This is a genomic window from Bradyrhizobium sp. WSM2254, from assembly GCF_000472645.1.
Lineage (GTDB): Bacteria > Pseudomonadota > Alphaproteobacteria > Rhizobiales > Xanthobacteraceae > Bradyrhizobium > Bradyrhizobium niftali.
The window spans coordinates 63,685-76,688 of the sequence record NZ_AXAB01000031.1 but is presented as its reverse complement, the minus strand read 5'-3'; the positions used below and the strand labels follow the sequence as shown (position 1 = coordinate 76,688).

12 protein-coding genes are annotated in these 13,004 nt (G+C 67.0%); 9 read left to right on the top strand and 3 right to left on the bottom strand.

From position 1 onward, the window contains the following. The first annotated feature begins 89 nt into the window (after positions 1 to 89). Positions 90 to 914: a dienelactone hydrolase family protein gene (locus tag A3M7_RS0123150; RefSeq protein WP_027546029.1), complete on the top strand. Its 825-nt coding sequence runs from the start codon at positions 90 to 92 to the stop codon at positions 912 to 914. Between the two features lie 257 nt (positions 915 to 1,171). Next, a complete protein-coding gene (locus A3M7_RS47035; protein ID WP_165448178.1) occupies positions 1,172 to 1,321 on the top strand; it encodes a hypothetical protein in 150 nt (49 codons plus the stop codon). 216 nt (positions 1,322 to 1,537) lie between these two features. Here A3M7_RS47035 and xseA read toward each other — a convergent pair whose 3' ends face one another. Continuing rightward, entirely contained in the window at positions 1,538 to 3,175 is a 1,638-nt protein-coding gene (gene xseA / locus A3M7_RS0123140) for an exodeoxyribonuclease VII large subunit (RefSeq protein WP_084302414.1), read from the bottom strand. A 120-nt stretch (positions 3,176 to 3,295) separates the two neighbouring features. Between xseA and A3M7_RS0123135 the strand changes: the two genes are divergently transcribed. From A3M7_RS0123135 to A3M7_RS0123115, 5 genes are all read left to right on the top strand, one after another. Then, positions 3,296 to 4,306 carry an alpha/beta hydrolase gene (locus A3M7_RS0123135; RefSeq protein ID WP_027546027.1) on the top strand — a complete coding sequence of 337 codons (1,011 nt, stop codon included), beginning with the start codon at positions 3,296 to 3,298 and terminating at the stop codon, positions 4,304 to 4,306. After that, positions 4,303 to 4,857 carry a hypothetical protein gene (locus A3M7_RS0123130; RefSeq protein WP_027546026.1) on the top strand — a complete coding sequence of 185 codons (555 nt, stop codon included), beginning with the start codon at positions 4,303 to 4,305 and terminating at the stop codon, positions 4,855 to 4,857. The genes A3M7_RS0123135 and A3M7_RS0123130 overlap by 4 nt, the downstream gene beginning before the upstream one ends. 3 nt (positions 4,858 to 4,860) lie before the next feature. After that, positions 4,861 to 5,160 carry a transcriptional regulator gene (locus A3M7_RS0123125; protein ID WP_027546025.1) on the top strand — a complete coding sequence of 100 codons (300 nt, stop codon included), beginning with the start codon at positions 4,861 to 4,863 and terminating at the stop codon, positions 5,158 to 5,160. Between the two features lie 190 nt (positions 5,161 to 5,350). After that, positions 5,351 to 6,634 (top strand): phosphoribosylamine--glycine ligase, encoded by a 1,284-nt coding sequence (gene purD, locus A3M7_RS0123120; protein WP_027546024.1) that lies wholly within the window; start codon positions 5,351 to 5,353, stop codon positions 6,632 to 6,634. A gap of 187 nt (positions 6,635 to 6,821) precedes the next feature. Further along, positions 6,822 to 7,724, top strand: coding sequence for an alpha/beta fold hydrolase (locus A3M7_RS0123115; RefSeq protein WP_027546023.1), 903 nt, complete (start codon positions 6,822 to 6,824; stop codon positions 7,722 to 7,724). Between the two features lie 161 nt (positions 7,725 to 7,885). Here the strand turns inward: A3M7_RS0123115 and A3M7_RS0123110 are convergent, their stop codons facing one another. Further along, the gene (locus tag A3M7_RS0123110; RefSeq protein WP_041954073.1) at positions 7,886 to 8,344 is read right to left on the bottom strand and encodes a nucleoside deaminase; all 459 of its coding nucleotides are present in this window, start codon (positions 8,342 to 8,344) and stop codon (positions 7,886 to 7,888) included. A 119-nt stretch (positions 8,345 to 8,463) separates the two neighbouring features. Here A3M7_RS0123110 and A3M7_RS0123105 point away from each other — a divergent pair, with 119 nt between their 5' ends. Both A3M7_RS0123105 and rsmD read left to right on the top strand, forming a co-directional pair. Next, a complete protein-coding gene (locus tag A3M7_RS0123105; RefSeq protein WP_027546021.1) occupies positions 8,464 to 10,509 on the top strand; it encodes a pseudouridine synthase in 2,046 nt (681 codons plus the stop codon). Further along, the gene (rsmD, locus tag A3M7_RS0123100; protein ID WP_027546020.1) at positions 10,510 to 11,067 is read left to right on the top strand and encodes a 16S rRNA (guanine(966)-N(2))-methyltransferase RsmD; all 558 of its coding nucleotides are present in this window, start codon (positions 10,510 to 10,512) and stop codon (positions 11,065 to 11,067) included. A gap of 1 nt (position 11,068) precedes the next feature. On the opposite strand, the gene mutL is transcribed toward rsmD, so the two are convergent. Next, a complete protein-coding gene (gene mutL / locus A3M7_RS0123095; protein WP_027546019.1) occupies positions 11,069 to 12,880 on the bottom strand; it encodes a DNA mismatch repair endonuclease MutL in 1,812 nt (603 codons plus the stop codon). Between the last annotated feature and the right edge of the window lie 124 nt (positions 12,881 to 13,004).

Here is a 13,004-nt window from a genome sequence, read left to right as displayed (position 1 = left end):
TGATGTTTTGCCGCCGTTTTCGCATGATAGTGCTTCGGGCGAAGGATCGTCCCGGCGCCCTCGGCCGGCACCTGATACGGCAGAGTCCGATGCGCCTTCGACTGACCGCCCTGTTCCTGATGCTGCTGATGTCGGCCGCGCGCGCCGCGCCTGCGCCGCAGCAGGTCGAGATTCCGCTGTCGTCCGGCGTCCTGCATGCGCAACTCTACAAGCCCGAGGGCGTGGGGCCGTTTCCGACCGTGATCGCGCTGCATGGCTGCGGCGGCCTTGGCGGCCATGGTGATCCCGTATTGCCGCGCTATCGCGACTGGGCGGAGCGGTTGCTCAAGGCGGGTAACGCGGTGTTGCTGCCCGACAGCTACGGCTCGCGCGAGCTTGGGCCGCAATGCCGCGTCAAGGAGACGCACGTCAAGGCGCGGCGCGAGCGTGTCGCCGACGTCGCGGCCGCGCGCGCCTGGCTGATGAAGCAGGCCTGGGTCGCGCGCGACCGCGTCAGCCTGATCGGCTGGGCCAACGGCGCGAGCACGCTGCTGTGGGCGGTGCGCCCGCAGAACGCGGCGCGCGACGCAGGCCCGGATTTCCGCGCGGCGATCGCGTTCTATCCGGATTGCCGGATTTCTGCCGGCCTCGGCTGGAGCACGCGGGTACCGACGCTGGTCTTGATCGGTGCCAATGACGACGTGTCGTCGCCGCCGGCCTGCCGCCAGATGGTCGAGGGTGCGCATGGCCGCAGCGCGCTCGCGCGCATCGTGGTCTATCCCGGCGCCTATCACGATTTCGACCACGCCAACACGCCGCTGCACTCAGCTGCCGGCAGCAGCGACGCCGCCGCGCCCGAGCACGGCCATCTCGGCACCGATGCGGTCGCGCGCGCGGAGTCGCAGAAGGAAGTCGCGGAGTGGCTGGCGCGGTGATGAAGATCCAGTAGCCCGGATGAGCGAAGCGATATCCGGGAAGACAGTTCCCGCATATCGCTGCGCTCATGCGGGCTATAAGGCGACGGATTCCCAAGCGGGGCCGCCCGAGGAACAGTTTGAGGCGGACAGCCCCGCATCGACCACCGCCCTGCACGGATAATGGCCGACGGTGAATCTACGGATCGCGCATTGCTGCGGTTTCAGCACGTGGCGGTGCCATCATTCGACCACGATGTCGGTTAAACGCATCTCACATGCGCAACCGCATCGTCCTCTTTTCCTCCGCACTGATCGTCTTCACCGTCGCGATCTTCCTGTTCGAAGCCCATGCCGGCGCGCCAATGCTCGCGCCGGAACATTGCGGCTTCTGGACCACGATCGACGCGGGATTGTCGTGCCGCTGAGGCGGGCTGCTGCGTCTCCCACCCTTCCGCGCTGATGTGTATTGAGAGGGCGACCAACTCTCCCAGACGTCGTCCTGGCGAAAGCCAGGACCCATACCGCGGAATCTATCGATTGTGCGCGGTATTAGTCCCGAACGATCAGTCTTCGCCAAACCACTTCCTGGGGTAATGGGTCCTGGCTTTCGCCAGGACGACACGGAGAGTGAGCCACCACCCTCAGAACAAACTGCCCTGATCCACCGGCTTGCCGACGCGCTTCGGCGCGGGCTTGGTCTCCTGCGCGGCCGGCTTCGGTTGCTGTGCGCGCTTTGCGGCAGGCGCCGGGCGATCGGCATCCGTCGTCGCGCCGACACGTCCGTCCGCGAACTCGATCTCGACGCGCGCGCCGGGCCCGATGCTGTCGGCCGAATGCAGGGGATGGCCGGCCTCGTCGCGCACCAGCGCAAAGCCGCGCGCGAGCACGCCGCGGTAGGACAACGCCGAGAGCAGCTTGCCGCTGGCCTCGACGCGGGCGTCGAGCCGTTGCAGCAGCGTCACCAGCGCACGGTTGGCACGCTCGGCCAGACGATGCGTGCGTTCGCGCTGGCGGGCAATCGCATTGCGCTGCGCCTGCGCGTTGGAGAGTTTTGAGGCACGCAGCCGCACCTCGAGACCGGCAAAGCGGTCGCGCCGCTGTCGCAACAGCGACCGCGCGGAGAGACCGAGCCGCTCGCCGCACACGGTGAGCCGGTGATCGGCCTGCGAGATCTGCCCGTGCAGCACCCGCAGCGTCAGCTTTGCGCCCGCAGCAGTAAACCTGCGGAAATGTGCATGCGTGTTGGCTTTCAAGCCGCGGGGCAGGGCGGCGCCTGCCGAATCCAGCCGCTGTCGCGGGATCGCCAGCAGATCTCCGGCCGCCGGCAGCGCACGCGCAGCCGCACGCAATTCACTGCGGCGGCTTTCGTGGGCGCGCTGCCAATAGGCACGGGTGCGCCGTGCGAGATCGGCGACCTCGACGAACAGATCGCTGCGCACGGGCACCGCCATCTCGGCAGCGGCCGTCGGCGTCGGCGCGCGCTTGTCGGCGACGAAATCGATCAGCGTGATGTCGGTCTCGTGGCCCACCGCGGAGATCAGCGGGATCATGCTCTCGCTAGCCGCCCTCACCACGATCTCCTCGTTGAACGACCAGAGATCCTCCAGCGAACCGCCGCCGCGCGCGACGATCAGCACGTCGGGCCGCGGAATCCTGCTGCCTTCGGGCAGCGCGTTGAAGCCGCGGATCGCAGCCGCAACCTGCTCGGCCGAACCTTCGCCCTGCACCTTGACCGGCCACACCAGCACATGGCGGGGGAAGCGGTCCTCCAGCCGATGCAGGATGTCGCGGATCACAGCTCCGGTCGGCGAGGTCACGACGCCGATCACCTCCGGCAGCCAGGGCAGCAGCTGCTTGCGCGCCTCGTCGAACAGGCCCTCGGCGGCGAGCTTCTTCTTGCGCTCCTCCATCAGCGCCATCAGCGCGCCGATGCCGGCCGGCTCCAGCGCCTCGATCACGATCTGGTACTTCGAGGAGCCCGGATATGTGGTGAGCTTGCCGGTGGCGATAACCTCGAGCCCCTCCTGGGGCTTGAAGCGCATGCGGCCGTGCACGCCCTTCCAGATCACCGCCTCGATCTTGGCGCTCTCGTCCTTGAGCGCGAAATAGCAGTGGCCGGAGGAGTGGGCGCCGCGAAAGCCCGAGATCTCGCCGCGGACCCGGACATGGCCAAAGGCATCCTCCACCGTCCGCTTCAGGGACTGTGAGAGCTCGGAGACGGTGAATTCTGGGGCGTTGAGCAGGGGTTCCGCGGGCGGCATCGGCAAACGATTCGGCATTTTGGGGTCAGGCCCGACGTTAAGGATTTTCGCCGCGCGGCGCCAATCCGCGGATTGACCTGGAGAGTACTCTGAAATATAGAGTTCTCTATTGATTGATATGTTCGAGGGAGTTGAGCGATGCCGATCCGGCTGCTGCGCGGCGTTTTGCACGGACTGAAATGGGCCCTGTGTGCGGTCGGCGCTATGGCGCTGACCGTGGCCGCAATGATCGCAACGCCGCTGGAGCGGCCGCCCGAGATGAAATCGGTCTCGGAGTCCGTGAAGCTCGTCGACTTCTCGACGCTGCCGCCGCTCGAGCGCTTCCAGGCCCGCGACGGCACCTGGATCGGCTATCGCCACTACACGCCGAATGGCCCCGCGACGGGCCACGGTGCGATCTTCATCCATGGCTCGTCCGGCTCCAGCGGCACCGTCAATCATGCGTTGACCCATGCGATCGCCTCGCGCGGGGTAGAGACCTGGGCACTCGACATCCGCGGCCACGGCGGCTCCGGCACGCGCGGCGACATCGGCTATGTCGGCCAGCTCGAGGACGACCTCGTCGATTTCGTCGCCCATTTGCGCAAGACGGCGCCCGACCTGCCGCTCACCCTGATCGGCCATTCCGCCGGTGCCGGTTTCTCGCTGCGCGTCGCCGCGACACCGATCATGCAGGACATGTTCGTGCGCACCGTGCTGCTCGCGCCCTATCTTGGCTATGACGCACCGACCAACAGGCCGCACGCCGGCGGCTGGGCCAACCTCGATGTCCCGCGCTTCCTGGGCCTGACTGCGCTGCGCAAGCTCGGCATCGACTGCTGTTCGCAGCTTCCGGTGCTCGCCCTGGCCGTGCCGGCGACTTCGGCGAAGTACCTCGTTTCCACCTATTCCGATCGCCTGATGCGCAATTTCGCGACGCGCGGCTATCGCGTCGACCTTCCGGCGACGACGCGTCCGATCACGATCTTCGGCGGCGCCGACGACGAGATGATGATCTCGGACAAATATGCCGAGACCGTGCAGGCGATCAAACCGTCGGTCGACGTCAAACTGATTGACGGCATCAACCACATGGGCATCGTCACCAACCCGAAAGCGATCTCGGTGATCGCCGAGGACGTGGCAACACGCGGAGCAGGGCAGTCATGATCGACAGCAAGGAGGCCTCCGCGGCGCTGGCCGATATCGACGATATCGTCCAGCGGTTGAAGCAATCGCAGCTCTATGAGCTCGCAAGCCTCGCGGCTGTCTGGTGGGGCGTGTTGGTGTTTGCCGCCAATCTCGTGACGTGGCTCTGGCCGGTCTATGCCGTCTACGCCTGGGTTGCCTCGGACTTTCTGGGCGTCGGCGGTCTGGTTGCGATCCGCCTGCTCAATCCGCCGCATCAGCCCCATGGCGCAGCCTTCAATATCAGGCTGGTCCTGGTGTTCGCCTTGTTCTTCGCCTTCGGCTACCTCGTGACATCAGTCATCGGTCATTTCGGTCCGCGCCAGTTGGGCACGTTTTGGCCGATCTATTTCATGCTGTTCTACACGCTGGCGGGCCTCTGGTTTGGTTACGCGTTCGTAGCGATCGGTCTCGGCATCTCCGCGCTGACGCTGATCGGCTTCTTCTTCATCGGCGAGACGTTTCCGCTCTGGATGGCCTTCGTCAATGGCGGCGGGCTCATCCTCGGCGGCCTCTGGATGCGGCGGATCTAGCGAATGGCGGAGCTCGACGACATCATCCACCAGCCGCTGCGGCTCAAGATCATGGCGGCGCTGAATGCGCTGCCCGTGTCCACGGGCCTCGAATTCTCCCGGCTGAAAAAGCTGACCGGAGCCACCGACGGCAATCTCGGCGCCCATATCGAGACGCTGGCGAAGGCCGGTTACGTCTCGGTCGAGAAGGCCTTTGTCGGCAAGAAGCCGCAGACCACGGTGACCGCGACAGCGACGGGCCGCGGCGCGTTTGCAAGGCATGTCGCGACGTTGCAGGAGATCATCGCGGGGAAGCAGGTCTAGCCGTCATTCCGGGGCGGAGCGCCAGCGACGAGCCCGGAATCCATTTCACTACCAACGCTGCGGGCCAATGGATTCCGGGCTCGCGCTACGCGCGCCCCGGAATGACGGGGAATTGGAACGGCGCCCCCTTGAGGCCCGCCGCGATTCGTGCGACCTCCGCCCCCAGCAAACCCCTCTTTTCGAGCCTTCGATGCACATTCTCCTGCTCGGTTCCGGCGGTCGCGAACATGCCCTCGCATGGAAGATTGCGGCCTCCCCCCTGGTGACCAAATTCTGGTGCGCGCCCGGCAATGCCGGCATCGCGCGCGAAGCGGAGTGCGTGGCGCTCGATGTTGCCGACCATGCGGCCGTGATCGACTTCTGCAAGACCAACGCGGTCGAGCTCGTCGTGGTCGGCCCGGAGACGCCGCTTGCCGCCGGCATCGTCGATGATCTCACCGCCGCCGGCATCAAGGCGTTCGGGCCGAGCGGGGCGGCCGCCCAGCTCGAAAGCTCCAAGGGCTTCACCAAGGCGCTGTGCACCGAATTCGGCATTCCGACCGGCGCCTACAAGCGCTTCACCAATCCCAAGGACGCGCGCGACTATGTCATCAGCCAGGGCGCGCCGATCGTGGTGAAAGCCGACGGTCTTGCCGCCGGCAAGGGCGTCGTCGTCGCCAAGACGGTGCGCGAGGCGGAGGACGCCATCGCCATGATGTTCGAGGGCGCCTTTGGCGAAGCCGGCACCGAAGTGGTCATCGAGGAATTCCTGCCGGGCCGCGAGATCAGCTTCTTCGCGCTGTGCGACGGCGAGACCGCCATTCCGCTGGCCTCCGCGCAAGACCACAAGCGCGTGTTCGACCACGACGTCGGCCCGAACACCGGCGGCATGGGCGCCTATTCGCCGACGCCGCTGGTGACGCCCGCGATCCATGACGCGATCATGGCCAGGATCATCCTGCCGACGGTCGCCGGCATGAAGCAGCGCGGCACGCCGTTCCGCGGAATCCTCTATGCGGGGATCATGCTGACCACGCAGGGGCCGAAGCTGTTCGAGTTCAACGTCCGCTTCGGCGATCCCGAGTGCCAGGTCCTGATGCTGCGCATGATGTCGGACATTGTGCCGGCGTTCATCGCCGCCTGCGACGGGGAGCTGAAGCATTTCGATCTGCGCTGGTATCCGGAATCCGCGCTCACCGTGGTGATGGCGGCGAAGGGCTATCCCGGCGACTATCAGAAGGGCACGCGCATCGAGGGGTTAGAAGAAGCCGCCAAGGTCGACACCGTCGAGATCTTCCACGCCGGCACGGTCGCAAAGGACGGCGCGATCCTCGCCAATGGCGGCCGTGTGCTCAACGTCTGCGCGTTGGGGGCGACGGTGACGGAGGCGCAAGGCCGCGCCTATCAGGCCGTGGACCGCATCAACTGGCCGGAAGGCTTCTGCCGCCGCGACATCGGCTGGCAGGCTGTGGAAGCCGAGAAGGCCAAGGGCTGACAGGCTTTTTTCCGGAATGCGCGCACGGAACCTGCGCCATCGCGCCGCCACACCGACATTCCAGAAATGCGTAGTCGGCTGTTGGGCTTAGCGCCCTTCGCCGGTGACGCCGCGCTACTGTGCATGGGGTTGTTTTCGACATTTTTGTTGGGCGCCTCCGCGCCTGACCAGACAAGGATGCAGAAAGATGTCCGATCTCGCCGATCTTTATCCCGGCTTCGCCTCCGAGTGGATCAACACCTCCCTCGGCCGTATCTTTGCCCGCGTCGGCGGCAAGGGACCGCCGCTCTTGCTCCTGCACGGCTTCTCCGAGACGCATGTGATGTGGCACCGCGTGGCGCCGCAGCTTGCCGACAAGTTCACGCTGATCATCGCCGACCTGCCGGGCTATGGCTGGTCCGACATGCCCGAGAGCGACGCGCTGCACATGCCCTACAGCAAGCGCGCGATGGCCAAGGCCATGGTGGAGGCGATGGAGCGCCTCGGCCACGTGCACTTCGCGCTGGCCGGCCACGACCGCGGCGGCCGCGTCTCCTACCGCCTCGCGCTCGACCATCCCGGGCGGCTGTCGCGCCTCGCCGTGCTCGATATCCTGCCGACCTATAATTACTGGGAGCGGATGAACCGCGCCTACGCGCTGAAGATCTATCACTGGACCTTCCTGGCGCAGCCGGCACCCCTGCCGGAGACGCTGATCTCGGGCAATGGCGAGTTCTTCCTTCGCTTCAAGATGGCGAGCCAGACCAAATCGAAGACGCTCGACGCCATCGACGAGCGCGCGCGCGAGCACTACATCGCCCCGTTCCGCGATCCCGCCCGCGTGCACGCGATGTGCGAGGATTACCGCGCCGGTGCCTATTTCGACTACGACCTCGACAAGGCCGATTTCGAGGCCGGCAAGAAGATCACCATTCCCATGCTGGCGCTGTGGGGCAATGCCGGCGTGGCGCAAGCCGCCGCGACGCCGCTGGATATTTGGAAGCAATGGGCCACGAATGTCGACGGCATGCCGGTGGATTCCGGTCACTTCCTCACCGAGGAGAACCCCGACGTCACCGCGCAGGCGTTGCGCGAGTTCTTCGCAGGCTGAACTACGCTGTCGCAACACACACAGCTGTCATCGCCCGGCTTGACCGGGCGATCCAGTACTCCGAGACGATGGTGGTTGATCGATAGGCCGCGGCGTACTGGATGCCCCGCCCCCGTGCGCAATTGCGCACTAGGCGGGGCATGACGGCGGAATATGTGAATCTACCGCCGCTCCCGGAAGAACTCCCGCAGCAGCCGCGCTGCTTCGCTCTCGCCGACACCGGAATAGACGTCCGGCGCGTGATGGCAGGTTGGTGAGGCAAAGAACCGCACGCCCGATTCCACCGCGCCGCCCTTGGGATCGGCGGCGCCGTAATAGAGTCGCCTGACCCTTGCAAAAGAGATCGCGCCCGCACACATGGTGCAGGGCTCCAGCGTCACGTAGAGGTCGCAGTCGACCAAGCGCTCGCTACCGATCTTTTTCGCGGCCTCGCGCAGCGCAATGATCTCGGCATGGGCGGTGGGGTCGTAGTCGGTCAGCGTCCGGTTCGCCGCGGTGGCGATGACCTCGTAATTGCGGACGACCACGCATCCGATCGGAACTTCGCCCGCCTTTCCGGCATTTTCGGCCGTTTTGAGCGCCAAATCCATGAAAGAGGGGGCTTTCAAGCCTCGTATCATCGCCAGAAACCTGCTAGTAGCTCCGCCTTCAGCAAGAGTGAATACCGGTTTTGCCTGAGCATGCGGCTCGAAACGAGCGCGCACAATGCTTTCTGGCCACCCCCTGAGTGAGATTATTCATGCCTCGCGACAGCGACAAAGACAACGATTCCCGCGGCCGGCGTGATCGTGGCCCGGCCAAGGGCCGGTCCGGCAAGCCGCGCGGCCCCGAGAAGAAGTTCGCCAAGCGCGGCCCTGAGGGCAAGGGCGACAGCCGCCCGCCCCGCGGCGACCGCGATAGCCGTCCGTTCCGCCGACGCGAGGAGGGCGATGCGCCGCGCCGCGATTTCAACGACCGCCCGCGCTTCAAGCGCGACGACCGTGGTGGTGAGGAGCGCAGCTTCAAGCCGCGTGGCGACCGTCCGTTTTCGGATCGCGGCGCGCGTGACGGCGAGAAGCGGCCGTTCAAGCCGCGCGGCGATCGCCCGTCCTATGGCCGCGACGACCGTCCGCCGCGCAGCCGGGATCGCGACGATTCCCGCCCCGCAGGCCGGACCGGCGACAAGAAGTTCGGCGACAAGCGGCCCTACGCGCCGCGTGGCGATCGTCCCAAGTTCGACGGCGAACGGAAGTTTTCGCGTGGTGCGCCGGACCGCAGCGACCGGCCGCGTGATCGTGGCGAGCGCAGCGATTCAAAGCCGTGGCAGAAGCGCGATGCGGGTCCGCGCGGCGACCGGCCGCCGCGCAAGGATTTCAGCAAGGGCCCGCGCAAGGATTTCGGCGGCCGCGACCGCGGTGAGGACAAGCCCTGGCAGAAGCGCGAAGGCGGTGAGGATCGTCCCCGGTTCTCGCGTTCGCGCGACGATCGTCCCTCGGGCGATCGTCCGTTCCGCGAGCGGCCCAAATTCGATCGTCCCAAGTTTGATCGGCCGCGCGATGATCGCCCGAAGTTCGATCGCCCCCGTCGTGACGGCGATGGCGAGCGCGGCGACCGTCCGAAATTCAATCGCCCGCGCGAGCGCTCCGAAGGCCGCTCCGACTGGCACGAGCATCCGCGCAGCGAAGGCCGCTTCGGTGATCGTCCGCGCCGCGAAAACGAGGACGAGAGCCGGATCTTCGAGAAGCGCCCGGCCTTCGGCGGCCGTGGCGCCTATCGCGAGCGCGATCGAGATTTCGAGGGGCGGCCGCGCCGCGAAGAAGCGCCGAAGCCGAAGAAGGCCGGCGAGCGCATCGCCAAGGCGCTGGCGCGCGCGGGGCTTGCCTCGCGCCGCGACGCCGAGGAGATGGTCACGCAGGGCCGCGTCGCCGTCAACGGCCGCGTCATCAATTCGCCGGCGCTCGACATCACGCCGAACGACGTCGTCACTGTCGACGGCAAGCCGTTGCCGCCGCGCGAGCGCACGCGGCTGTTTCTCTATCACAAGCCGCGCGGCCTCATGACCACGCATGACGATCCCGAGGGTCGTCCGACCGTGTTCGACAATCTGCCCGAAGGTCTGCCGCGCCTGATCAGCGTCGGCCGGCTCGACTTCAACACCGAAGGCCTGTTGCTGCTCACCAATGACGGCGGCCTCGCGCGCACGCTCGAGCTGCCGGACACCGGCTGGCTGCGCCGCTACCGCGTCCGCGCCCATGGCGACGTCACCCAGGCGCAGCTCGACCAGCTCAAGGCTGGCATCGAGGTCGAGGGCGTCAAATACGGTCCTATTGATGCGACGTTGGAGCGCGACCAGGGCGCCAATGTCTGGCTGGTGTTCGCGATCCGCGAAGGCAAGAACCGCGAGGTGCGCAACGTCTGCGCCCATCTCGGGCTCGAGGTGAACCGGCTGATCCGCGTATCCTACGGCCCGTTCCAGCTCGGCGAAGTCCCCGAAGGCCAGGTCGAGGAGATCAAGTCGCGCGTGCTGCGCGAACAGCTCGGCGACAAGGTGATCGAGAAGTCGGGCGCGCAGTTTGACGTGCCGCAGAAATCTTCTTCACCCGATGGCGAAGCGCCGCGCGAGAAGAAGCCTGCCAGCAAGCGTGACGTGATCAACGACCGCAAGGGCCGCCGCGTGCTGGTGCAGCGCACCGGCAGCGAGGAGGCGCGCGAGCGCAACGAGGCGGAAGCGAGCGGCTACGGCCCGCCGCGCCGTCCCAAGCGCGGCTATCACGGCAAGCGCGACCTGACGCCGCGGGAGGACTAGTTGCGCGTCGTCGGCGGTCGCTTGAAGGGGCGTAATCTCGCCTCACCGTCTTCGCGTGACATTCGCCCCACGGCGGACCGCCTGCGCGAGTCCGTGTTCAACATCCTCGTCCACGCCTATGACGATCCGATCGAGGACGCGCGCGTGCTCGATCTCTTCGCCGGCACCGGCGCGCTCGGCATCGAGGCGTCTTCGCGTGGCGCGAAGTTCGTGCTGTTCGTCGACAACGGTGCGGAGGCGCGGGCGTTGTTGCGCAACAATGTAGAATCGCTCGGCCTCGGCGGGGTGACAAAAGTCTATCGCCGCGATGCGACCGATCTCGGCCCGGCGCATCCCGTCGAGCCGTTCTCGCTGGTGTTCCTCGATCCGCCCTATGGCAGGGGACTTGCGGAGAAGGCGCTTGTGAGCTTGCGCGACGGCGGTTGGCTCACGCCGGGCGCGTTGCTGGTGGTCGAAGAGGCGAAGGCCGCGCAGTTTGCGGCGCCTGATGGCTTCGAGGAATTGGAGCGGCGCGCCTATGACGACACGGAGTTCGTGTTTTTGAAGCGCAACGCGTAAGTCACCGCCGCCCGAACAGCTTCTCCACATCCGACAGCTTCAGCTCGACATAGGTCGGCCGGCCGTGATTGCACTGGCCGGAGTTCGGCGTCTCCTCCATCTCGCGGAGCAGGGCGTTCATCTCCTCGGGCCTGAGCCTGCGGCCGGCGCGCACCGAGCCGTGGCAGGCCATGGTGGCGGCGACGTGCATCAGGCGCCGCTCCAGCGGCAGCGCTTCGTCCCATTCGGCCATGTGCTCGGAGAGATCCCGCAGCAGGCCGCCGGCATTAGTCTTGCCGAGCAGCGACGGCGTCTCGCGCACGGCGACCGCGCCGGGGCCGAAGGATTCGATTGCAAGCCCGAACGAGGCAAGCTCCTCGCTGCGCTCGAGCAGGCGCTCCACCGTGGCCTCGTCCATCTCGACGATCTCGGGGATCAAGAGGATCTGCCGCTGCACGCCGTTGGCGGCCAGCGAGGCCTTCAGCCGCTCATAGACGATGCGTTCATGTGCGGCATGCTGGTCGACGATGATGAGGCCGTCGCGGGTCTGCGAGACGATGTAGGTCTCGTGGATCTGCGTGCGCGCGGCGCCGAGCGGGCGATCGACGAGGTCGCTGACGGGCTGCGTCTCGAACCGCACGTCGGCACTGGGCGCGCCGACGTCGAACGCCGCCTGGGCGCGCTCGGCGAAGGCAGGCGCTGCCGCGCCATCGAATGACGGCATCGGCGCGACTGGGGCGGATGGCGAGGCCCGCCAGTCCCAGCTCGCCGGGCGCGGCGTGAACGCGGGCCGGAACGAGGACAATGCGCTCTCGCCGCTGTTGGCGGCGGTGCGCCTGCCCTCGCGTGCGAGCCCTTCCTTCAATCCATGGACGATCAGCGCGCGCACGAGGCCTGCGTTGCGGAAGCGCACCTCGGTCTTGGCCGGATGCACGTTGGCGTCGACCTCGCGCGGATCCAGCGTGACGAACAGCGCCAGCACCGGATGGCGGTCGCGCGGCAGATAGTCGGAATAGGCCGCGCGCACCGCCCCCAAGATCAGCTTGTCGCGCACCGGGCGGCCGTTGACGAAAAGATATTGCCCGAGCGCGTTGGCCTTCGTCAGCGCCGGCGCTGCGGCATAGCCGGAAACGACGACGCCGTCGCGCTCGGCATGGACCTCGATGGCGTGGCTGCGGAATTCCGCGCCGAGGATGTCGCCGAGCCGCGTCAGCCGTCCGGCGGCGCCGGGCAGCGCCGCGGCCCAGGTCACCGGCGCGCGCTCTTCGCCGGCGAGCGTGAAGGCGACGTCCGGCCGCGCCATCGCGAGGCGCCGCACCACCTCGCGGATCGCCTCGGCCTCGGTGCGGTCGGTCTTGAGAAACTTCAGCCGCGCCGGCGTCGCGTAGAAGAGGTCGTTGACCTCGACGCGGGTGCCATGCGCGAGCGCCGCCGGCATGATCTCGGACTTCGCGCCGCCTTCGACGGTGAGCGCCCAGGCGTGCGGCTCGCCAGCATGGCGCGTGGTGATCGAGAGACGCGCGACCGAGCCGATCGAGGGCAGGGCCTCGCCGCGGAACCCGAGCGTGCGGATCTGGAGCAGGTCTTCGTCGTCGAGCTTGGAGGTGGCGTGGCGCTCCACCGCGAGCGCGAGATCCTTCGCCGTCATTCCGCTGCCGTCGTCGGTGATGCCGATTCGCCGCCGGCCGCCGCCATCGGTGAAGACGTCGATCCGGCTCGCACCTGCATCGATCGCGTTCTCGACCAGTTCCTTGACCACGCTCGCGGGCCGTTCGACCACCTCGCCGGCGGCGATGCGGTTGACGACTTGCTCTGGCAATTGGCGGACGGGCATGGGCTCACTCGGCGAATATCCCAGTCTAATGCCTCGTGGGCACAAATGCATGGGGAAGGTCGAGCTTCCCACATGGCAAATGTGGGCGCGTCCAACCTCGCGTACGTCTAATGCACACGGGGAA